At 42.3% G+C, this 20,078-nt stretch carries 25 protein-coding genes, 8 tRNA genes and 1 riboswitch; of the genes, 13 read left to right on the top strand and 20 right to left on the bottom strand.

All coding sequences use genetic code 11. The annotated features are described in order from the left end of the window. Positions 1 to 111: 111 nt before the first annotated feature. The 12 genes from NXG61_RS07220 (at position 112) to NXG61_RS07165 (ending at position 2,810) form a co-directional block, all read left to right on the top strand. A tRNA-Glu gene (locus tag NXG61_RS07220) sits at positions 112 to 186 on the top strand. Positions 187 to 194: 8 nt separating this feature from the next. Beyond that, positions 195 to 270: transfer RNA gene (locus NXG61_RS07215), tRNA-Val, on the top strand. A 2-nt stretch (positions 271 to 272) separates the two neighbouring features. Then, positions 273 to 349 (top strand) — tRNA-Asp (locus NXG61_RS07210). A gap of 51 nt (positions 350 to 400) precedes the next feature. Beyond that, positions 401 to 476 (top strand) — tRNA-Phe (locus NXG61_RS07205). A 48-nt stretch (positions 477 to 524) separates the two neighbouring features. Continuing rightward, a tRNA-Gly gene (locus NXG61_RS07200) sits at positions 525 to 598 on the top strand. Between the two features lie 13 nt (positions 599 to 611). Next, positions 612 to 700, top strand: a tRNA-Leu gene (locus tag NXG61_RS07195). A gap of 16 nt (positions 701 to 716) precedes the next feature. Further along, positions 717 to 802 (top strand) — tRNA-Leu (locus NXG61_RS07190). Between the two features lie 36 nt (positions 803 to 838). After that, positions 839 to 924 (top strand) — tRNA-Leu (locus NXG61_RS07185). 147 nt (positions 925 to 1,071) lie between these two features. After that, positions 1,072 to 1,233 (top strand): rubredoxin, encoded by a 162-nt coding sequence (gene rd / locus NXG61_RS07180; protein WP_196603589.1) that lies wholly within the window; start codon positions 1,072 to 1,074, stop codon positions 1,231 to 1,233. Between the two features lie 139 nt (positions 1,234 to 1,372). Beyond that, entirely contained in the window at positions 1,373 to 1,654 is a 282-nt protein-coding gene (locus NXG61_RS07175) for a late competence development ComFB family protein (RefSeq protein ID WP_231038465.1), read from the top strand. A 14-nt stretch (positions 1,655 to 1,668) separates the two neighbouring features. After that, entirely contained in the window at positions 1,669 to 2,313 is a 645-nt protein-coding gene (nth, locus tag NXG61_RS07170; protein WP_196603588.1) for an endonuclease III, read from the top strand. Positions 2,314 to 2,351: 38 nt separating this feature from the next. After that, positions 2,352 to 2,810: an N-acetyltransferase gene (locus NXG61_RS07165; RefSeq protein ID WP_196603803.1), complete on the top strand. Its 459-nt coding sequence runs from the start codon at positions 2,352 to 2,354 to the stop codon at positions 2,808 to 2,810. 206 nt (positions 2,811 to 3,016) lie between these two features. On the opposite strand, the gene htpX is transcribed toward NXG61_RS07165, so the two are convergent. The 19 genes from htpX to NXG61_RS07070 form a co-directional block, all read right to left on the bottom strand. Beyond that, positions 3,017 to 3,880, bottom strand: a complete 864-nt coding sequence (gene htpX, locus NXG61_RS07160; protein ID WP_307223155.1) for a zinc metalloprotease HtpX — start codon at positions 3,878 to 3,880, stop codon at positions 3,017 to 3,019. 62 nt (positions 3,881 to 3,942) lie between these two features. Continuing rightward, positions 3,943 to 4,596, bottom strand: coding sequence for a YjbE family putative metal transport protein (locus tag NXG61_RS07155; protein ID WP_231038464.1), 654 nt, complete (start codon positions 4,594 to 4,596; stop codon positions 3,943 to 3,945). Positions 4,597 to 4,907: 311 nt separating this feature from the next. Further along, complete coding sequence (locus NXG61_RS07150) at positions 4,908 to 5,561, bottom strand: TatD family nuclease-associated radical SAM protein (protein WP_196603585.1); 654 nt, start codon at positions 5,559 to 5,561, stop codon at positions 4,908 to 4,910. A 44-nt stretch (positions 5,562 to 5,605) separates the two neighbouring features. Then, positions 5,606 to 6,463, bottom strand: a complete 858-nt coding sequence (locus NXG61_RS07145) for a pyridoxamine kinase (protein ID WP_196603584.1) — start codon at positions 6,461 to 6,463, stop codon at positions 5,606 to 5,608. 250 nt (positions 6,464 to 6,713) lie between these two features. After that, positions 6,714 to 7,637 (bottom strand): protein translocase subunit SecF, encoded by a 924-nt coding sequence (gene secF, locus NXG61_RS07140; RefSeq protein WP_196603583.1) that lies wholly within the window; start codon positions 7,635 to 7,637, stop codon positions 6,714 to 6,716. After that, positions 7,634 to 8,869 carry a protein translocase subunit SecD gene (secD, locus tag NXG61_RS07135; RefSeq protein WP_196603582.1) on the bottom strand — a complete coding sequence of 412 codons (1,236 nt, stop codon included), beginning with the start codon at positions 8,867 to 8,869 and terminating at the stop codon, positions 7,634 to 7,636. Before secD ends, secF begins: the two co-directional genes overlap by 4 nt. Positions 8,870 to 9,106: 237 nt before the next feature. Then, complete coding sequence (locus NXG61_RS07130; RefSeq protein WP_196603581.1) at positions 9,107 to 9,436, bottom strand: hypothetical protein; 330 nt, start codon at positions 9,434 to 9,436, stop codon at positions 9,107 to 9,109. A gap of 11 nt (positions 9,437 to 9,447) precedes the next feature. After that, positions 9,448 to 10,158 carry a PP2C family protein-serine/threonine phosphatase gene (locus NXG61_RS07125; protein ID WP_196603580.1) on the bottom strand — a complete coding sequence of 237 codons (711 nt, stop codon included), beginning with the start codon at positions 10,156 to 10,158 and terminating at the stop codon, positions 9,448 to 9,450. 32 nt (positions 10,159 to 10,190) lie between these two features. Further along, positions 10,191 to 10,769 (bottom strand): 5-formyltetrahydrofolate cyclo-ligase, encoded by a 579-nt coding sequence (locus NXG61_RS07120; protein WP_196603579.1) that lies wholly within the window; start codon positions 10,767 to 10,769, stop codon positions 10,191 to 10,193. Continuing rightward, positions 10,759 to 11,052 carry a preprotein translocase subunit YajC gene (yajC, locus tag NXG61_RS07115; RefSeq protein ID WP_196603578.1) on the bottom strand — a complete coding sequence of 98 codons (294 nt, stop codon included), beginning with the start codon at positions 11,050 to 11,052 and terminating at the stop codon, positions 10,759 to 10,761. Before yajC ends, NXG61_RS07120 begins: the two co-directional genes overlap by 11 nt. Before the next feature lie 98 nt (positions 11,053 to 11,150). After that, positions 11,151 to 12,266, bottom strand: a complete 1,116-nt coding sequence (gene tgt / locus NXG61_RS07110; protein ID WP_307223147.1) for a tRNA guanosine(34) transglycosylase Tgt — start codon at positions 12,264 to 12,266, stop codon at positions 11,151 to 11,153. Between the two features lie 119 nt (positions 12,267 to 12,385). Continuing rightward, positions 12,386 to 13,123: an ABC transporter permease gene (locus tag NXG61_RS07105; protein WP_307223215.1), complete on the bottom strand. Its 738-nt coding sequence runs from the start codon at positions 13,121 to 13,123 to the stop codon at positions 12,386 to 12,388. Beyond that, entirely contained in the window at positions 13,123 to 13,995 is an 873-nt protein-coding gene (locus NXG61_RS07100; protein ID WP_196603801.1) for an ABC transporter ATP-binding protein, read from the bottom strand. Before NXG61_RS07100 ends, NXG61_RS07105 begins: the two co-directional genes overlap by 1 nt. Before the next feature lie 73 nt (positions 13,996 to 14,068). Continuing rightward, positions 14,069 to 14,602 (bottom strand): cob(I)yrinic acid a,c-diamide adenosyltransferase, encoded by a 534-nt coding sequence (gene cobO / locus NXG61_RS07095; protein ID WP_196603576.1) that lies wholly within the window; start codon positions 14,600 to 14,602, stop codon positions 14,069 to 14,071. Between the two features lie 18 nt (positions 14,603 to 14,620). Further along, on the bottom strand, positions 14,621 to 15,619 hold the full coding sequence (cbiB, locus tag NXG61_RS07090) for an adenosylcobinamide-phosphate synthase CbiB (RefSeq protein ID WP_307223144.1): 999 nt from the start codon (positions 15,617 to 15,619) through the stop codon (positions 14,621 to 14,623). An 18-nt stretch (positions 15,620 to 15,637) separates the two neighbouring features. Beyond that, positions 15,638 to 16,516, bottom strand: coding sequence for an L-serine ammonia-lyase, iron-sulfur-dependent, subunit alpha (sdaAA, locus tag NXG61_RS07085; RefSeq protein ID WP_307223143.1), 879 nt, complete (start codon positions 16,514 to 16,516; stop codon positions 15,638 to 15,640). A gap of 26 nt (positions 16,517 to 16,542) precedes the next feature. After that, entirely contained in the window at positions 16,543 to 17,205 is a 663-nt protein-coding gene (gene sdaAB / locus NXG61_RS07080; RefSeq protein ID WP_307223141.1) for an L-serine ammonia-lyase, iron-sulfur-dependent subunit beta, read from the bottom strand. A 96-nt stretch (positions 17,206 to 17,301) separates the two neighbouring features. Then, entirely contained in the window at positions 17,302 to 17,727 is a 426-nt protein-coding gene (gene crcB / locus NXG61_RS07075; protein ID WP_307223139.1) for a fluoride efflux transporter CrcB, read from the bottom strand. 20 nt (positions 17,728 to 17,747) lie between these two features. Continuing rightward, positions 17,748 to 17,810, bottom strand: a riboswitch (Fluoride riboswitch). 96 nt (positions 17,811 to 17,906) lie between these two features. After that, complete coding sequence (locus tag NXG61_RS07070) at positions 17,907 to 18,284, bottom strand: hypothetical protein (protein WP_307223137.1); 378 nt, start codon at positions 18,282 to 18,284, stop codon at positions 17,907 to 17,909. 149 nt (positions 18,285 to 18,433) lie between these two features. Between NXG61_RS07070 and NXG61_RS07065 the strand changes: the two genes are divergently transcribed. Beyond that, positions 18,434 to 19,282 (top strand): AraC family transcriptional regulator, encoded by an 849-nt coding sequence (locus tag NXG61_RS07065; RefSeq protein ID WP_307223135.1) that lies wholly within the window; start codon positions 18,434 to 18,436, stop codon positions 19,280 to 19,282. 71 nt (positions 19,283 to 19,353) lie between these two features. Here the strand turns inward: NXG61_RS07065 and NXG61_RS07060 are convergent, their stop codons facing one another. Next, the gene (locus NXG61_RS07060) at positions 19,354 to 20,034 is read right to left on the bottom strand and encodes a hypothetical protein (RefSeq protein WP_432748989.1); all 681 of its coding nucleotides are present in this window, start codon (positions 20,032 to 20,034) and stop codon (positions 19,354 to 19,356) included. Positions 20,035 to 20,078 lie beyond the last annotated feature (44 nt).

Below are 20,078 nucleotides of genomic sequence, written 5' to 3'. Positions count from 1 at the left end.
AAAAGTATTGCAATATAGTCATCTATATGTTATTATAATATCCGTTGCTGATGCTGACCCTGCATTATGTGAAATGCATATAGGTTTTATGGGGCAAGTATACAGTATAGTGGCGCCTTCGTCAAGCGGTTAAGACACCGCCCTTTCACGGCGGGTTCATGGGTTCGAATCCCATAGGCGTCACCAATTAATATGGGCGATTAGCTCAGCTGGGAGAGCGCTTGCCTTACAAGCAAGATGTCAGCAGTTCGATCCTGTTATCGCCCACCAACGGCCCGGTAGTTTAGCTGGTTAGAATGCCGCCCTGTCACGGCGGAGGTCAGGGGTTCAAATCCCCTTCGGGTCGCCATTTTTTGTTATCCCCCTTTAAGCTAAAAAGCTTAAAGCAGATATATAGGATGCCTCGGTAGCTCAGTCGGTAGAGCAGGGGACTGAAAATCCCCGTGTCAGTGGTTCGATTCCGCTCTGAGGCACCATTTTTATTTTGGTGTTTTAAAATCAATTTTATCTGATTTGATCAACATGCGGGTGTAGCTCAATGGTAGAGCTCTAGCCTTCCAAGCTAATCACGTGGGTTCGATTCCCATCACCCGCTCCATATAAAGATATTCGCCGGGGTGGCGGAACTGGCAGACGCACGGGACTTAAAATCCCGCGAATAGTAATATTCGTACCGGTTCGATTCCGGTCCTCGGCACCATCTTTTACTTTAATATGCGGCCGTGGCGAAACGGCAGACGCGCTAGCTTCAGGTGCTAGTAGGGGCAACTCTATGGTGGTTCAAATCCACTCGGCCGCACCAATAATATTTTATACCCTTTCCACTTTTGTTTTATATGCGGTCGTGGCGGAATTGGCAGACGCGCTACTTTGAGGGGGTAGTGATCACAAGTCATATGGGTTCAAGTCCCATCGACCGCACCAATATTTGACTATACACTGAAATCTTATGATTTCGGTTTTTTTTATGTTTATTTTTTTATATTTCAACCTATTATTGCAAAATCAATATCAATATACTAAAATATAAGGAGCTGTAAAAAGACCATATATTATTGGGGAGGTTTTATTATGAAAAAATGGATTTGTTCCGTTTGCGGATGGATTTATGACGAAGAAAAGGGCGATCCTGATTATGATTTGGCACCTGGTGTTCTGTTTGCTGATTTGCCCGATGATTTTGTCTGCCCGTTATGCGGTGTAGGCAAGGATCAGTTTGAGGAAGAACAATAACACTATCTGCAACGTATCATTCTTATATAAACACCTAAAGCTGTTTAACTACACTTCAGGTGTTTTTTTATTAGGCAAAAACTTCTCAGCTGTGTTATAATTAAAAAGTGTATCAAAAATTTATGAGGTGAGTGCTGAAATGGCAATACAAGTAAAAAATTGTATGGAAGATTTCGTAACGGATCTGCTTCAGCAGGTGATAAAATCATACCCAAACATATGCACCTGTGACCAATGTCTCAGCGATATAGCTGCGTGGGCATTGAATCATCTTCCGGCAAGATATGTCGGTACCGATATAGGTGATGCATACACCAGGCTGGATATTTATAAACAGGAGCATTATGCCCACATAATAAAAATAATAGCACAGGCTATAGAAGTTGTCAGTCAAAATCCTCATCACACTATAAAAAAATAAGCAGGAATTAACATATGCGTATTACGCAAAAAATAAAATCAGAAATGCTCCGCCGTTTGGAAAAAACTTATCATGGTTCAAAATCTGCTTTAAATTTTTCGAATCCCTTCGAATTATTGATAGCCGTCATTTTATCGGCGCAATGTACTGATGCGCGTGTCAATATAACAACGCAGCGGCTTTTTGCAAAGGCAGATACACCCGAGAAAATAATAAGTCTTGGTCTTGAAAGACTTGAAAACGAGATTCGTGATTGCGGCCTTTTCCGAAATAAGGCAAAAAATATCTTCAATACTTGCAGCATACTTGCAAAGAGTTATAATGGACAAGTGCCGAGCAATTATGAGTCATTATTATCTTTGCCAGGCGTAGGAAGAAAAACGGCCAATGTTGTTGCGAGCATAGCCTTTGGCAGACCGGCAATAGCTGTTGATACTCACGTATTTCGTGTTGCCAATCGTTTAAAGCTGGCTGTCGGCAAAACTCCCGATGAAGTTGAAGAAAAGCTTCAAAAGGCAATTCCCATGGAAAAATGGTCTGAAGCACATCACTGGCTTATATGGCATGGCAGAAAAGTCTGCAAAGCGCGCCAGCCACTGTGTCAAAACTGTCCGCTTAATGATTTATGTCCTTGTGCGCTTACCATGGACGCAAAATAGTATTACCGCATTATATAATAAAGAAAGAGTGATTTCATATTATTTACCGCAATGCCATTTTACCGGATGTCGAATCAATACATCGATTAGTTTATGATTACGCGCAGGACGGTCTGATGCTTGCCCGGTCACGTAATCAGCTTTACGAAACGATCCGCGATATGATCGTGGCTGAAGAAGACGGTCAGCTTGCAGGTGTAGGCGGTCTGCATATAGTTTGGGATACAATCGCTGAAGTACGGACATTGGCTGTAGCCAAAAACGCCACACGAAACCACATAGGATCCGAAATAGTCACCCGCCTTATTGATGAAGGCAAAAAGATTGGCGTTGAAACTTTTTTTACCCTTACCTATCAGCCTGAATTTTTTTTCTCTCTGGGCTTTAGAGAAGTTACAAAAGATAAACTTCCGCAAAAAATATGGAAAGAATGCATTGACTGTCCCAAATTTCCCAATTGTGATGAAATCGCTATGATACTCATGGAAAATGAATAAGCGTCATAGCAGCTGTTCGCCCGTTCGACCGCAATGCCTCGTACGGCAGCAAAAATCCAGTATATACTTTGCAACAAAACATATTATATTCATCTAAAAAACTCCTGGCATAAATCATGAGACGCATCTCTAAGTTAGATTTCAAATCTAATCACGATGTTCAATCATTATGCAGGAGTTTTATTATAATTTAAAAAACAACTTATTTATCTGTTCTGGGCAGCCTGTTCGCGCAGTCTGGCAATTCGGTCAGCTGTGGCGGGATGTGTTGAAAACAAGCTGGCAAATGACATGTTTTTCCCTGAAAACGGATTTATTATATACATATGCTCTGTTGCCTGCGATGCCTGCGGCATTGTTTTATGTTTTGCATAATACTCTATTTTTTCCAGTGCCGATGCCAGCGCCAATGGATCCCCGCAGATCTGTCCGCCGCCTTTATCAGCTGCATATTCACGTGAACGGGAAATCGCCATCTGAATGATCGACGCCGCCAAAGGCGCAATTATTATAGTTGCCAGAAGTCCTATTATTCCGCCCCTGTCTTCTTCATCATTGCTGCGGCTGCCGCCGAATATAGCAGCCCATTGGGCCATATTCGCCAGCATGGAAATTGCTGCCGCAAAAGTGGCCGCAATTGAACCTATCAATATATCTCTGTTTTTAACATGAGTAAGTTCATGACCGAGGACACCGGCAAGTTCTTCATATTCAAGCGCTCCCATTATTCCTGTCGTAACAGCCACGGCCGCATGATCAGGATTTCGCCCCGTAGCAAACGCATTGGGAACATCGGTATCAATGATATAAACCTTAGGCATTGGCAGTTCGGCACGCTCTGTGAGATCAGACACCAATTTATACAGGCTGGGGGCGTCTTCTTCATTTACTTGACGGGCTCCCGACATTTTCAGTACAATGGAGTCACTAAACCAATAAGAAAAGAAATTCATGGCAAGCGCGACCATAAACATTATCAATGCACCGTGCTGACCGCCGACCAATCCCCCGACAGCTATCAGCAATGCCATCAGCAATGCCATTAATGCAGTTGTTTTTACCATATTCATAATCCACTTCTCCTCTACAAATATATCATCTTCATAAACAATAAAACTTTTTTGATCCGTATTCAACGGGAAATTTTTGCCTTATACCCTCCCCATAAAAATACAGCTATAATAAAAATCGCCTCCAGCCAGCCGTTCAGCCACAATAGCTCACTTCCCACTGCTTTATCCAGTAAGATCATTTTCGCAGATGTGAATGCGAGGATGGCACTTCCCAAATAAACCATAAGGGGGATTTTTTTCATTATCACCAAAAACAGCTGTGCACCGCAGATAACTATTGGCAGACTTATGAGCAAACCGCATAAAATGAGACTCCATTTGCTATCCGGTACTGTATTTGCCACTCCTGCCATTGATAAAACATTATCAAGACTCATTATAAAATCAGCCAGCATAATGGTTTTTACAGCTCCTGCCAAATTATCAGACGCATGCATTTTTTTTTCACTATCATCATTTTTAAGCAATTTCAAAGCAATATAAAATAATGCTATTCCGCCTATAAATTGAATATAAGCAACTGATAAAAGTTCTGTGGCAAATAAAGTCAAAATCACACGAATAATGACAGCTCCTGCGCAGCCTATGATCATACCTTTCAAACGATGATGCACCGGCAGATTTTTACAGGCGAGCGCTATCAACACTGCATTATCCCCGCTTAGTATCAAGTCAAGCACCAATATACTTCCTAACGCGGTTAACCATCCCAACGAAAAAAACTCTTCCAAGCCAGCACGCCTTTCTTTTTTCAGGATTAATACAAATTTTTTCAATTTTTCTATATATAGCCGGCAATAAACTGCAGCCTGCGACCCGACAGTTAAAATATCTATATACAAAAAGACCTTGCTTTACAGAAGAATATTCTATAAAACAAGGTCTCGCTTACAATAACGTCGGCCGCACCGGAGCAAAATGCTCGTAATGACGATCATCGGCCGTTCAGCTACTCCCCTATAAATGACAACATAACATTGTCCGTATGCATAGTATAGCATAATTCATCACATTTTACAAGATTTTAATCAGCTTCATATGGACGGATACGCAGCTTAAGTCCTCTTTCCCTGCATATTTTTTTACACGCTTCTATCTCTTCGGCGCCTATCGAGTCCACTATAGTCATAACAACTTCCGGTATATATCTCATGCATTCTGCCGCGAAATTCAGCATCGCTTCATACGCCCCGGTTCCAAGCTGAGTCCTTGTGACAGAGTGATATTCCTGTGCATTTGACGCGTTCAAACTTATTGAAATAACATCCAGCAGGTTTTTGAACAAAGGTGCCGTATTTTTTTCATAATACAGGGATGACAGCCCATTTGTATTAAGTCTTATCTTTTTTTCCGGCCACATAGTGCGCACACAGCGCAGGCTGTCAAGCAATATCTCCATGCGCATAGTCGGTTCGCCAAAGCCGCAGAAAACCACTTCATTTACATCAGCCCTATTTATAGACGCAAATGCCTGCCTTATTTTTTCTATAGTCGGTTCTTCTTTGAGCCAAAGGGAATGTTCTTCCTGCATCTTTTTCAGACTTCTGAGACAAAATACACATGAGCAATTGCACTTATTCGTGATATTGACATAAATATTGCATTTCTCTCCCGACTTTCTTTTCACCGCATCGGCAAATTCTGTAAATTTCCCTTTTTCAGCCGCATACAAAATCATTGCCCTATCTCCCCTATATGCTGATTATAGTTCTATAATAAATTTTATTTCAGCTCTGTCAGATACTCTTCAAAGCAGATTCCCTCATTGCGCGGGATACCTTGTGTTTCCGTAAATATCAGGCATTTGCTTACAAACTCGGCAGCTTTTGCAACAGCTTGTTTTGTTGTTTCATTCTTAAGTAATGATGCGGCAACTATCGCTACAAATACATCTCCCGTTCCTGAATGCTCACTGCCTATTTTTGCAAACTCCAGCATACGGCTTCTGCCATTTTCATAAATAAAGTTGCCTATGTTTTTTCCGCGTTCAATGCCTGTAATTATTATCTTCATTGCATTTTTATCTGCATTTTCCCTAAGTGCCGCCAATTTACCGCACATGGAAAGAAGGTCTTCATTATTGATGCTGCCTCCATGCGGATAAGGAACATCAAGAAGATTGCAGGCTTCTGTCAGATTTGGCGTCAAAACATCAGCATAAGCGACCAATTCCTTCATTCTTCGACACAATTGATAAGTATATGACGAATACAATCTTCCACCGTCGCCCATAACAGGATCAACGATCAGCAGGGTTTCTTTTTTTTCGTCCATTGCCGGTTTTTTAAATTTTTTTATAAATTCCAGAACAATATCGATTTGCCCTTCCGACCCCAAAAAGCCTGTTAAAATACCGTCAAAGTACAAATTGAGTCTTTGCCAATTCTCTATATAAGGACGCATATGTGCTGTATAATCATCCATATAGTAATCATTAAACCCTGTATGAGCCGATAAAATAGCTGTTGGCAGAGGACATACCTGTATTTTCATTGCAGAAACCAGTGGCAGCTCGACTGTTGTCGAACATCGTCCAAAACCCGTAATATCATTGACAATTGCCATTCTTTGCTGTTTCATTTTTACTCCGTAATTATTATTAAAATTCAACTGAGCCAGCCTTCACAGAAAATCAACGGCGCCAAAAACTCCGCAGAACAATTACACCTGCGGAGTTTTTAACATAATTCGATCAAGTTCCTTCACTATCAGAAAAAATTACTCATTGCAGGAATAAAGAAACCCCTGATTAATTCGCGCTGCGCGCCCATGCGGATCTTTTGGTGCTTGGCCGACAGACTCATTAAATCAGTATTTCCTAAAAAATAATTTATTTTTCCGTACGAGGATTTACACGTTTTTTGGCCTGTCTTTTTTCACTATATTCACGGAACGTTATCCATAAAGGTGTTGCTGTGAAAATAGATGAATAAGAACCGAAAGCAAAACCAACCATCAATGCGAAAGCAAAATCTTTTGTTGTAGCTCCGCCAAAAATATACAAGGCGACCGTAGTAACCAAAACAGTCGTAACCGTATAGATGGAGCGCGTCAAAGTTTGATAGATGCTGCGGTTTGCCAGTTCCTCTATATCGCCGCCGCGTTTAAAATGCAGCTTGAGATTTTCACGTATACGATCAAAAATGACTATCGTATCAGTTACCGAATAGCCAACCACAGTCAATATAGCTGCAATAAAAGAAGAATCTATCTCCTTTTGCGTCAGGGAAAAGATACTCAATACCACTAATGTATCATGAATCAGCGCCATTACTGCCGCTAAGCCGAATTTAAATTCAAATCTGTAAGAAATATATGCAATGATCAGCAGCCATGAAATAACAGTTGCCCAGACCGCATTCATGATTAATTCACTGCCAATCGTTGCACCGACTTTTTCTTCACGCAGTACTTTGTAATCACCCAGCTTTTCTTTGAATCCGCTGAGTATATTTTCGCGTTCCTGCTGAGACAGATCTCTCGTTCTGATCATGACATTCTGGGCCTCTACAGAATCATTTTGCTCGCCTGCCATTTGGATCTGCGTATTTCCCGCCACATAATCATTCATGATAGTGCGGATATCATTTATATCGGCAGGTTTTTCAAATTCCAGATTAAGCAATGTACCGCCCGTAAAATCTATTCCCAAATTAAAGCCTTTAGTAAACATACAGATGAGTCCGGCAATAATTATCAATGACGAAAAAGCATACCATATCCTGCGATGCCCTACAATATCAAAGCGATTCATTTCTTCACCGCCTTTTCTTCAAATAAAGACGATCCCAATAAGCGGTGATCATGTATTATATCGGATGCAATAAGCCATTTCAACTGATACTGGGTCATCGTTGTAGCGGTGAACAGACTCAGCACAGCACCGAGACCGAGAGTTATAGCAAATCCTTTAATAGGGCCTGTACCAAAAAAGAAAAGAACAATAGAAGCTAATATCGTCGTCAAATGCGAATCAAGAATTGTGACAAATGCTCTTTTAAATCCTGAATCCATTGAGGAACGAATAGTCTTTCCTAATCTCATTTCCTCTTTAAAATGTTCGAAAATAAGCACATTAGCATCAACTGCCATGCCCACCGACAATATTATACCTGCTATTCCGGGCAGTGTCAGCGTCGCATCAAGCATTTTCAAAGCAAATAACAGGACAAGTACATATGCCATCAGACTTATATCGGCAACAAGACCGGAAACTCTGTAGAATAAAAGCATAAACAAAACAACTGCACCGACACCTATGGTAAAGGCAAATTCACTCTTATCCTTTGAATCCTGTCCGAGAGTAGGACCTACTGTGCGTGTTTCCACTATCTGCACCTTTACCGGCAGTGCGCCGGAACGAAGCAGCAGCGCCAGATTATGAGCTTCTTCCAAAGAACGGTTTCCTGTTATAACAGCCTTGCCTCCTGTTATGGGTTCTTTTACATTTGGTGCAGTCAAAACACTGCCGTCCAGCAGTATAGAAATCGTTCTGCCAACATTTTCCGCTGTGAGCTCGGCAAATTTTTGTGCACCGTCTTCGGTAAATTCCAAAGCAACAAGATTTTGTCCCTGCTGATCTGTCTCTTCACGCGCATCTTTCAAATCTGTACCGGTAAGTACTGTATTGCCATCTTCATCCTTGAATTCCATCATTGCCGTCTTTCCCAAAACCTCAATAGCCTTATCCGGATCCTTGACCCCCGGCAGCTCAACTATTATACGGCGCTGTCCTTCGCGCTGAATGACCGGTTCCGTGAGTCCCATAGCATTGACTCTGTTTTCCAGTATTTTCACTACGCGATTCATTGCATCATCAGTAACCTGTGCCTGCGGAGTATCGACTCCTTCAAGTACAACATGCGTACCGCCCTGCAGATCAAGCCCTTGCCGTATCGAATATGCTAAAGGTTTTATGAAAAAAATAAAAACCGTTACAACAGCAACGACTACGACAGCGAGTTTAATAAAACTGTCCCGCCTCAAAAATATCCCTCCAAAAAATAAATTCCCCTGCCGTTAAAGGCAAGAAATAAAACACGGCGGCAAAAATGCCGCCTGTAAGCTGTATCACATTATAAACCCAGGCAAATCTTTTTCCATTATAGCTGTATCTGACAAACAATGTCAATTCAGCGTATAAATGAAGACTTAATTCAGACAGTGTTTTGACTCCGCCTGAATAGTAGCCGAAATTATCCAGGGAGTATTAGAGCGGGTTGGTCATCGGATAAAGTTCAATACCTCTGCCAAAACATCCTGAATGGTCAAGTTATCAGTACAAAGATAAAAGTCGGCATTTTCTCTGGCATTAGCCAGACGTGCATGCTGCACATCTATTCGCTCCTGTGTCCAGGAAACACGGCGGCGCTTCCTCACTGCAGGCAGCTCGGCATCCAGCATTATCAGAATATCCGGGCCTTTTTTTGCCCATAAACCGGGCACGCATGAGTGTTCCTGTGCCATATTATATGCATCATATCCTTCAGCCCTGAGCCCCTCAACCAATGTAGATTTACCCGAAGCACAAATACCGACAACAGCAATTTTCATAGCAGCTCCTATCACAATGGAAAATTCACGTTGACTTTACGGATTTTCACCGCTGCGTCATTACTTCCGCATACTCCCATGACAACAACAGTCATATCGTCTCCTGCTTTATTTTCGTCAAGCTTCAAAGCATACGCCATGATACTGTCGGCTATAAATTCTGCGTCTTCCGCTCGGCTGTGCTCTGCGATAGCCAATATTTTTTTAAAATCTGCGGTTTTTCCGTTAGTTTTCCTGCCTGCCGACTGAATTCCGTCCGTGTAGGAAATTATCACCATGCCTTCTTCCATGGGCACTTCATACATAACAGGTTTTGTATGATGATGCACCCCGATCGGATTAACACTTTCATCATACACGCAGGTGTATTCGTCGGTTTTGATAATTACCGGACAGTTGGAATTGCGGCTGATCACCATCGTCTGAGTGTCGAGATCGGCACTCACAACGGTAAGCGTACAGGAAACTTTTTTATCCTTTACAGCATATAAATAATCATGCACAGCACGCGCTACCGCACCGTCACGGGTCCCGTCGCCTATCAATGAAACTGCCTTATTGACGACAAGACTGCTGGTATGGTGCGCGGAAAGTCCGTGTCCCTGGCCGTCAGCCAATATAAGAGAAAGCCCGCCCTGCGGTCTTTCCGCTATGTCGCATGTATCACCGCAGAATTCCATAGCATAGCGCGTAGTTTTGGCAACAGCTACTTTTATTTCCATGATAATGAACTTCCTTGCAAAAATTTAAATAGTCAGTACTGATACTCTCCCACACGGCCATTTTCTGTAATGATCATTTCAAGCGGGAAATCATATTTCTCCGCAGGAACACTGATGATCTGCTGAACAGAGAAATATATGCCGATTTTCACAGCATTTTTAGCTTTCGGCAGAAATCTGTCATAAAAACCGCCGCCCATTCCCAGTCTGTATTTATTCTGGTCAAAAGCCACTCCCGGAACAATTACCAGATCTATCTTTTCTGGATCTGCAAAGCACAGCCCATTTTCCGCGGCTGTCAGTATTCCCGCCTTGCCCAAACTCAAATTTTCCAGACTGGCAATAAAAACAGCCCGCATTATACCTTTTGCCAAATCATCTATATACGGCAGACACAGCTGTTTCCCGTCTGCCAGCACTGCCCGCAAAAGCCGCATTGTCTGTACTTCATCCGGCATAGATGCAAAAGCCATAACGCAGGATGCATTCTCATATTCTTTTGATGACAATATAAGCTCACATATTGCATCACTTTTTTGTTTCACCTGTGACTGAGACAGACTTCGCCGCAGCATAAGACTTTTACGGCGAACTTCTTTTTTATTTTGCATTTGCCGCTTCATTTTTTTCCTGAGTGATGCTGCTGCCTATGGCACTGCGTGAAACTTCAATTTCTACATTATCCGCTATTCTAAGCCGGACACGTTCTTCATTGATTGCCATTATTTCGCCGTAAATACCGCCAACGGTAATGACCCGGCTGCCTACTTTTACCGCTTCAAGCATAGTTTGACGTTTTTTTTGCTGCTTTTTCTGCGGGCGATACAGCAGAAAGTAAAAAATTACCACTAAAAGCACTGGAAAAGCAAAAGACTGCAACTGTTCAAGATCCATTAATAAAACACTCCTTAAATATTATTATTCATCGTCTGCAGTACAGAGCTGTCTAAAAACTCATAGAAATTACTTCGACAAGAAGAAAAATTACTCCTTCACTTTAATACATATTTGGCGGCAAATTCATTGTAAAATTCTCCGAATCTGTCTTCTATTATAGCCTGCCTCATTTTTCGCATAAAATCAATAAGAAAATGCAGATTATGAATCGTTAAAAGACGCATGCCAAAAATTTCATTGACCCTGACCAAATGTCTGATATATGCCCGCGAATAATTACGGCAGGCATAACAACTGCAATTTTCATCTATGGGATGAAAATCATGCTCAAATTCGGCATTTTTTATAATGAGCCGGCCATTCCATGTCATCGCCGTCCCGTTGCGTCCCACACGAGTGGGAAATACACAGTCAAACATATCGATACCGCGTTTCACTCCCTCAACAAGACAGTCCGGCGTGCCGACCCCCATAAGATAACGGGGTTTATTTGCCGGCAGTGCCGAAGCCGTATAATCAAGCACCTCATACATCAATTTCTTAGGTTCACCCACACTCAATCCGCCTATAGCATAACCGGGCAGATCCATATCTATCAGTTCATCAACGCACACTCTGCGCAAGTCTTCATATATACCGCCCTGCACGATACCGAACAATCCCTGATTATCCGTGACGAGTGCATCTTTACAGCGTCTTGCCCAACGCAGTGTTCTTTCCGTTGATTTTTTTGCATAATCATGATCAGCCGGATAAGGAATACATTCATCAAATGCCATAATAATATCTGACCCCAGATCCATCTGCACCTTTGTCGCTATTTCCGGAGATAAAAATTTTTTTGACCCATCAATATGCGATCTGAATGCAACTCCGTCCTCCGATATTTTACGCAGATCTCCCAGACTGAAAACTTGGAATCCTCCGCTGTCAGTCAATATGGCCCTGTCCCAGTGCATAAAGCTGTGCAGTCCGCCCGCTTCGCGGATAAGATCGGCTCCCGGACGCAAAAACAAATGATATGTATTGCTTAAAATGATTCCGGCACCCATTTCCTTAAGTTCCTCGGGAGAAAGCGTCTTAACTGTAGCCTGCGTCCCCACCGGCATAAAAATAGGTGTTTCAAAGCTGCCATGCGGCGTATGTATGATCCCAGCACGCGCACCTGTTTGTGAACAGCGTTTTATCAATTCATAAGTAATAGCTGGCATAAAAACTCTCCATTTTCAATATTTCTGTATTTATCCGATGACTAACCTGCTCTGATACTCCCGCTTCTGCAAGCGGTGGGTAAAGAGCGGCTAAGTCCTCGTCTGAATTAAGTCTCTATTTATTCCTGAGCTTTTTTTGTAACTCGCGCACACAATAAAAAACATCCCGCCGTATATAAAAGCAGTACGCCGAATGATACCATGCTCGGCACGGCTCCCCTGCTTATTTCTCTTAATAAAAGACTCGTATGCGTCAGGGGCAGGACATGTATAAAATAATAAAAGACCAAAGGCAATTTATCAGGCGAAAAAAATGTACCGCACAGAAATGACATCGGCATCAATATATAGGTGTTGAATCGCCCCATATCTTCATAAGAGTCGATAGTCATTGCGGCGTAAAAACCAATTTCCGCAAAAATAGCGCTGTTTAGCGCAAGAACAAGTAAAAATAACGGTGTTATCGAAAAATCAGCCCCAAATATGCGGGCAAGCACGATAATGATCGCCGAAGAAATCATACCTCTCAATATTGCTGCCAAAATTTTACCTATGGCAAATGATAACGGGTTTATCGGCGCAGTAAAATATTCCTCAATACTTTTATGATAAACACGTTCACCATGCAGCGGTGACAAACTATTAAAAGCTATATTCATTGAATTCAGCGCCAGTATTCCGGGCACAAGAAAATCCAAATATGAACCGCCGCCTGCGTTTATACTTTTGCCCAGTCCCCAGCCAAAAGCCACCAGATAAAGGATGGGAGCCACCATACGGCTCAAAATAAATTTTATCATACGATGCTTAAGGACTACCCAGTCACGCCAGAAAGCCGTAATTATATCATACAGCATCATCCATTCACCTTTCTCCCCGTCAATTCAACAAAAACATCTTCCAGGTTTGAACGGCGCCGCAGCACATTTTGCTGCACAAGACCATCAGCAAAATCTTTTGCCGCTTCTTTGCTGCGAAAAATCTTAAATTCTCGCTCAGCCTTTTCATTGTCCCATTCCACCGCATAGCTGCCGATTTTTTCCTGTAACGCCTTAGGCGTATCCAGGGCTATAAGTTTACCGCTGTTGATTATAGCCACTCTGTCACACAAATTTTCTGCTTCCTCAATATAATGTGTGGTCAAAACAACAGTTACGCCGGATCTGTGCATTTTTCTGATAAGATCCCATATACGGCGGCGCACCTGCGGATCCAGTGCCACAGTCGGTTCGTCAAGAAACAGTATAGACGGTTTATGCATCAACGCACGCACTATTAAAAGCCGACGCTTCATACCGCCTGACAAAGCTCGTACGCTGTCATTTATACGCCCTGACAACTCCACAAATTCCAGCATTTCCCCGATACATTTTACTCTTTCTTTTTCCGGCATATGATGAAGTCTTCCGTGCAGATGCATATTTTCTCCGACTGTCAGATCCTGATCAAAATTTATATGCTGTGGTACAACACCGATAAGTTCCTTGATTTTTTGCGAGTCATCACGGATATTCAGCTGACCATAATATATATTTCCTGCCGACGGTTTCGCCAGCATAGTAAGCATTCTTATAATTGTTGTTTTTCCCGCTCCGTTTGGCCCTAAGAGTCCGAATATCTCTCCGTCCTTTATCTCCAGACTTATATCATCCACCGCAACTTTAGCAGCTTTTCCTCCCTGAGCATTTTTATACGAAAAAAGCTTTTTCACACCCTCAAGCCGAAGCACGCTATCTTCCTCCATCCCGTTTTTCTGCCGTCAATTATTGTTCTGGTCAAGACAATCATACCTGAGCTCATTTCTAAAATTCTATTCCTTTTTGGGCTTTAATGCCAGCCTTATACGGATGTTTTATTTCTCTCATTTCTGTGACCAGATCAGCTTTTGCCGTTACAGCTTCAGCAGCGTCACGGCCCGTCAGTACAAGGTGCATTGTTTCCGGTTTATCCGCCAGTAAACACAATACTGCCTGTTCGTCTAAAAGACCAAATTTCACCGCATAATTTATTTCATCCAATATCAGCATATCCCAAAGACCGCTTTTTTCCGCGTCTCTGGCTTTATTCAATGCATCCCGAGCTGCTTTTATATGTTCTTCCCTGCTTATTCCTGTATCTTTTCTGGTAAACCCTTCGCCCATCTGAACAATTTCGATACGATTCCCCGGCAGTGAACGCAACGCTTCCAATTCTCCGTACTTACTGCCGCCCTTGATAAATTGGATTATCAACACTCGCAAATGCTGCCCCCATGCCCGCAAAGCCAGTCCCAAAGCCGCTGTTGTCTTACCCTTGCCGTTTCCTGTATTGACTATGACCAAACCTTTTGTCTGCATCTTTATTCCTCCCCGCCCTTAAAATCCGCCGGGCCACCATGTCGGTACAGTCGGGATGAGCACCGTTGCAAGGGCAATGAACAATACTGTCGCTGTATACATTAATTGAATAGCGGCAACGACATGACGCGGGCATAAATTCTGCACTGCATCTCCCATATAAGCCCGAAAATGGGCTGTGCCAAAATAAAAATTTTGACCGCCCAATCTTATATTGAGCGCACCTGCCACGGCAGCCTCCGTAAAACCGCCGTTAGGGCTCGGATGTTTTTTTGCATCCCTCAGAATCATTTTCCATGCTGTTCTGTAATCAAAGTGCAGGATGGCTGCAGCAACAACAAGTAATATTCCGGTTATACGCGCAGGTGCCAAGTTCAAGATGTCGTCAATACGTGCTGACACCCTGCCAAAATAAAAATATTTTTCATTTTTATAGCCGACCATTGAATCCAGTGTATTAGCCATGCGATATAAAATTGCCAGGGGAAGTCCCCCGACAAAAAAATAAAACAAGGGAGAAATTATCCCATCTGTCGTGTTTTCCGCAATGGTTTCGACTGTCGCCCGTACCATTTCCTGTTCACTCATATTATCAACATCACGGCCTACTATATAGTGTACCATCTGCCTGGCTTCCGGCAAATCACCGTGCCGCAGACTATTTATGACCCTCTGCCCTGCCTGCATAAGTGATTTTGGTGAGATCATAAAACTCAGTATCAGTGATTCGGCGAACAGCTTCCCCCACCAGATAACTTCAAGCTGCCTCATTCCCAACATAATAACCCAGCCCGACATATAAGCGCAAAAAAGTAAAAAAACAGCAAAAATCCCGCCTGCTGCAATCTGCAGATATTTTTTATGCCGATCCCGTCTTAAAATGTTCTCCACGATGTTTACAAATCTTCCCATCAGTGCCACAGGATGCAGCCTGCTCTGTGGATCACCTACGATCGTATCTATTACAAAAGCACAAACAGCAATTATCGCTGGTGTCATAGTATCATTTATCTCCATTTACAGCATTTGCTAAACTCAGTGTCCCTGTTGATTTTGCAGTCTGTTCTGCACAGTTCTCGCTGCCGGTGTCCTGGCCAGGCCTCCTTCTGATGTTTCACGCAAAGCAACAGGCATCATCTTTCCTATTTCATACATGGCAGCTATCACTTCATCAGGAGGAATGACACTTTTCACACCTGCCATAGCCATCTCTGCCGCAGTCAGCGCATGTACAGCATAAAATCCGTTTCTTTTTACACACGGCACTTCCACCAGCTCGGCCACTGGATCACAAACAAGACCAAGGACATTTTTCAGGGCCAGTGTTGCAGCCTGCGCGATCTGTTCGCTTGTCCCTCTCAGAATATCAACAACAGCCGCAGCAGCCATAGCAGCAGCCGTTCCGCATTCTGCCTGACAGCCGCCTACTGCTCCCGCTACACATGCATTCCTCGCTATAACATTCCCAATACCGGCCGCCGTAAAAAACGCGCTGCAGTATCTTTCTCTGTCGGCTCCCTTAGCCTCGCCGACGGCAAAAACAGCCGCCGGGACTATCCCGCATGAACCGGCGGTGGGACACGCCACTATTTTATGCATTTTCGCATTGCCCTCACTCACAGCCAACGCATAAAGCAGCGCTCTATGGGCGATATTGCCCAGTAAAACAGGCTCCATTTTTTCTATCCTGCCAGCATCACGGCCCACCATGCCGCTCAATGACAAACGATCATCATATAAACCTTCTTTTATAGAATCGGCAAAAATCGTCAGCCGCTGTTCCATCTTTTCGGTTACCTGCTGTTCAGTCAACTCATACTCTTCCGCTTCCCTGCGCAGTACTATCTGCGCCAGAGAAGTGTTGTATTTTTCGGCAAGGCTCAGCAGATCTGCCACCGCAGCATATTCAAACATAAAATGTCTCCCAATATTTTCTATTTTCAGCGCAACGGATCAATCGCTATTACTGATTTCATAATTTCCAATGAGCTTATCTTCTCCACAACAGTATCCGGTACTCTGCTGTCTGTATCTATAATCATCACTGCCTGCTGATGTTTTCCCTTACGGAAAACCCGCATCTGCGATATATTTATATTTTTCTCCGCCAAAAAAGAAGAAACCAATGACACCACTCCGCTTTGATCATCATAAACAGACAAAAGAGTAAAGGTTTCTCCGCTTATTTCTGCGGCAAAACCATTTATCCTGCGTATTGATACCTTGCCGCCGCCCAGGGAAACTCCAACGATTTCCATGGTCTTGCCATATTTACCAAGCAATTTTATTTTTACCGTGTTAGGATGCTGCTCCTCTTCAGATGATGTTTCTATATTTATGGTAAACTTTTTTTGGGCAGCAAGTTCAAAAGCATTGCGTATAGCCGGATCATCAGCGCAAAATCCTAAAAGACCTGCAATAACCGCCTTATCCGTTCCATGCCCGCGATAAGTTTTCGCGAACGATCCATAAAAAACTATATCTGCCTTCACCGGCTCTTCTTTTAATATGTAATGTGCCAGCAGACCTATTCGGGCTGCTCCTGCCGTATGCGAACTGGACGGTCCAATCATCACCGGCCCGATTATGTCAAATACTCCCATATCCACTCTCCCGCCGTTTTCCTATCTTCATATTTAAAATCGCTTTTATTATATCATATGATAAAACTTTATCATATCTCTTAGGTGCACTGTCCCTCATAACAATCTGGCCAGATACATCCCGCCCCATGCTGCCAAAAGACCGATCACGATATTTCCCGCTATATTGCATATAGCCTGAAGCATATTGGAATTTAGAATCAATTGTAATGTTTCGTAGCTGAAAGACGAAAAAGTTGTCAGACCGCCAACAAATCCTACAATAACGAATAAGCGCCAATATGGATTCACTACAAAATGCTCCGTAATCATAGTCATAAAAAAACCGATAACAAAGCATCCTGCTATATTTACAATAAATGTCCCATATGGAAGTACAAAACTGATTTTTTCCGCTGCCCATTTGGATACAAGATATCTTAATACTGAACCGATAGCTCCCCCCAGAGCCACTAAAGCAATTTTCACCATATTTTCACCCCATTGTTTATTTACTGCCCGCTTTTTTATTTTGCCGCGCATAATAAAAGACTCCTACCATAATTATGGTAGGAGTCATCACTGCCTGAACAGAATTAAAAGCGAACCCCATCGCTGTACTTTTGTATTATACCCAGAGGATTTGTCAGTTGTCAATATATCTCTTGATTAAATTTTTTCCCACACTTTTATAACCGTCTGCTCCGTTTTTCACCTTATTATTAACAGGCAATAATTCTGCTTTGTACATCGGCTTCTTTCAATCTGCCGACAAAACATTCTGTCAGATGTATTTCAAAGCTGAGAAACTCGTTCTCAGCAATTCTGCCGATGTTCTGCATCGTAGATTTTTGCATTTTTCTATGATGCTCAACAATTAAATAATCCTGCTCTGCTGCCGCAATTTCATTTCCGTCAGCGGTGAATATCTGAAAATTAGAATTGGGGGAGAGATTATCCATAATCAATATGCGATCGGCACCTATGCCATACCTGCGGCTGCCGAGAAGTCTTATTCCTGCGGCACCCGGCACATACTCCTGCGCTTCATATACCATATATTCAATTCCCCTGAATACATAATTCATTACAATCTGCATTATATATCGCCTCCGATTTCATTAGATACAGTATATCAGGCAGCTTATACAAATAAAATACTTAACATGCTTTTTATATTGCAAAAAATGCTCTATAATGAATTTAATAATTTTAAAACTTAAATAAAAATCGATCAGGAGAAATATATATGTGCAATTACGAAAAAAGAGGGTATCTTGCCCAGCAATTTAAAATATTTCGCATCCGGGATTATCTTGTTCCGCTTAAATTTCATTATCACGCTTTCCACAAAATCATCCTGTTTATCAGCGGCAGCGTCACTTACACCGTCGAAGGCAAATCTTATCCGCTGATGCCGCGTGATATCATTTTTGTCAGCGCAGGTGAGATACACCGTCCTCTGCCGACAGGGAATGAACTGTACGAGCGCATAGTTATATATATATCACCCGAAATTTTACAAAAATACTCTCACTCTGATGAAAACTTAGCAGCTTGTTTTACATCTGCTGCAAAACATTCAAGTGTTATGCATCTGCCTCCGGGTAAGAGCCATGATCTTACTTTTCATGTAAAAAAATTAGAACAAAATTTTTATGCAAAAGGATTTGCCAATGATCTGTACAGTGAAATTTTATTTGTTGAATTCATGATTCTGCTCAACCGCGCTCTGTTAAGCCACGAAATAGACGAGATGCATGCCGCTGTATACGATAAAAAAGTTTTGCCCATCTTAAAACATATCAATGATAACCTTTTTACGGATCTTTCTATCGATATTTTATCCGGAAAGTTTTTTATAAGCAAATTTCATATGATGCGCCGTTTCAAAAAAGCTACCGGCTACAGTATACATCAATATATTACTAACAAACGTCTTCTGCGGGCACGTGCCATGATTCATTCTGATATTCCCCTCACAAAAATATGCTTTGACTGTGGTTTTCATGATTATTCCACTTTTTCCAGAGCCTTCAAGGATGTTTTCAAACAAACCCCGCGCGAATATCGCCGGAAGTTATTTTTAGAACAATAGACGGGGATTTTTTATTTTTTTAAAATAAATACCGGCATCCCGTTCAGTTCGGAATACCGGTATCACTACTTCTAAAGAAAACTTTTAATTGCATTGAAAATTGTACTGCCCGCATTAAATGAAGTATGCAGATACAATGTGCCTTCATCGGTGGATATGCTGTCTACATTTACCGCATCGACAAGACTGCTTCCCATCAACTGAACTTTATTCAAAGCTGACTGCTCGACAAAAGGTTTGAAATCTATCGTCATATTATTGCCATCAATGTGCGTTTTTACACCGTATTCATTATCGTTAAGCGGATTGCCAAATAATTTTGTCAAAAGACCGACACTCATACGGGAAAAAAACCATGATGTCACAGGCCGATCCGCCAATTCCTTCTTATCAATATGAATAGTCATGGAAGAGCTGTCAGCATTCTGCACAAATCGCGTAATAGTGCCGTCTAAGACGACTTTTCCCGATGATGCCGTATCTATATCAGCCTCTATTTGATTGTCCGGATGAACGGAAATTTCAGCATTTTTTATTTCCGGATAATTTTCCAGCGCCGACTCCAGATAATTATTGACCGCTGACTGCGGCACGGCAACCACACCGCTGCTCAGCTGATCCAAGGTCTGCGCATCCCATGTATCCTTAATGATCTGCTCCTCATCATCACTAATAAAGCTAAACGCAAATACTGACTGAGACATTAAAAAAAATACCATTGAGCAAACAAAAAAAACTTTTCTGAAACGCACTTGCCAACACCTCTGTTATCGATTGCATGTTCTTGAACCGTACA

It is taken from the genome of Pectinatus haikarae (assembly GCF_050916305.1).
In the GTDB taxonomy this organism is placed as follows: Bacteria; Bacillota; Negativicutes; order Selenomonadales; family Selenomonadaceae; genus Pectinatus; species Pectinatus haikarae.
The sequence above is the reverse complement of the archived record's forward strand: the minus strand, read 5'-3'. Positions and strand labels throughout refer to the sequence as shown.

Coding starts and splice junctions, on each gene's coding strand:
- rd (WP_196603589.1), top strand. CDS start 1,072: ATGAAAAAATGGATTTGTTCCGTTTGCGGATGGATTTATGACGAAGAA.
- NXG61_RS07175 (WP_231038465.1), top strand. CDS start 1,373: ATGGCAATACAAGTAAAAAATTGTATGGAAGATTTCGTAACGGATCTG.
- nth (WP_196603588.1), top strand. CDS start 1,669: ATGCGTATTACGCAAAAAATAAAATCAGAAATGCTCCGCCGTTTGGAA.
- htpX (WP_307223155.1), bottom strand. CDS start 3,880: ATGAATATGGTAAAAACAACTGCATTAATGGCATTGCTGATGGCATTG.
- NXG61_RS07150 (WP_196603585.1), bottom strand. CDS start 5,561: ATGATTTTGTATGCGGCTGAAAAAGGGAAATTTACAGAATTTGCCGAT.
- NXG61_RS07145 (WP_196603584.1), bottom strand. CDS start 6,463: ATGAAACAGCAAAGAATGGCAATTGTCAATGATATTACGGGTTTTGGA.
- secF (WP_196603583.1), bottom strand. CDS start 7,637: ATGAATCGCTTTGATATTGTAGGGCATCGCAGGATATGGTATGCTTTT.
- NXG61_RS07130 (WP_196603581.1), bottom strand. CDS start 9,436: ATGAAAATTGCTGTTGTCGGTATTTGTGCTTCGGGTAAATCTACATTG.
- NXG61_RS07125 (WP_196603580.1), bottom strand. CDS start 10,158: ATGGAAATAAAAGTAGCTGTTGCCAAAACTACGCGCTATGCTATGGAA.
- NXG61_RS07120 (WP_196603579.1), bottom strand. CDS start 10,769: ATGCAAAATAAAAAAGAAGTTCGCCGTAAAAGTCTTATGCTGCGGCGA.
- yajC (WP_196603578.1), bottom strand. CDS start 11,052: ATGGATCTTGAACAGTTGCAGTCTTTTGCTTTTCCAGTGCTTTTAGTG.
- tgt (WP_307223147.1), bottom strand. CDS start 12,266: ATGCCAGCTATTACTTATGAATTGATAAAACGCTGTTCACAAACAGGT.
- NXG61_RS07105 (WP_307223215.1), bottom strand. CDS start 13,123: ATGCTGTATGATATAATTACGGCTTTCTGGCGTGACTGGGTAGTCCTT.
- cobO (WP_196603576.1), bottom strand. CDS start 14,602: ATGCAGACAAAAGGTTTGGTCATAGTCAATACAGGAAACGGCAAGGGT.
- cbiB (WP_307223144.1), bottom strand. CDS start 15,619: ATGGAGATAAATGATACTATGACACCAGCGATAATTGCTGTTTGTGCT.
- sdaAA (WP_307223143.1), bottom strand. CDS start 16,516: ATGTTTGAATATGCTGCGGTGGCAGATCTGCTGAGCCTTGCCGAAAAA.
- sdaAB (WP_307223141.1), bottom strand. CDS start 17,205: ATGGGAGTATTTGACATAATCGGGCCGGTGATGATTGGACCGTCCAGT.
- crcB (WP_307223139.1), bottom strand. CDS start 17,727: ATGCGCGGCAAAATAAAAAAGCGGGCAGTAAATAAACAATGGGGTGAA.
- NXG61_RS07070 (WP_307223137.1), bottom strand. CDS start 18,284: ATGCAGATTGTAATGAATTATGTATTCAGGGGAATTGAATATATGGTA.
- NXG61_RS07065 (WP_307223135.1), top strand. CDS start 18,434: ATGTGCAATTACGAAAAAAGAGGGTATCTTGCCCAGCAATTTAAAATA.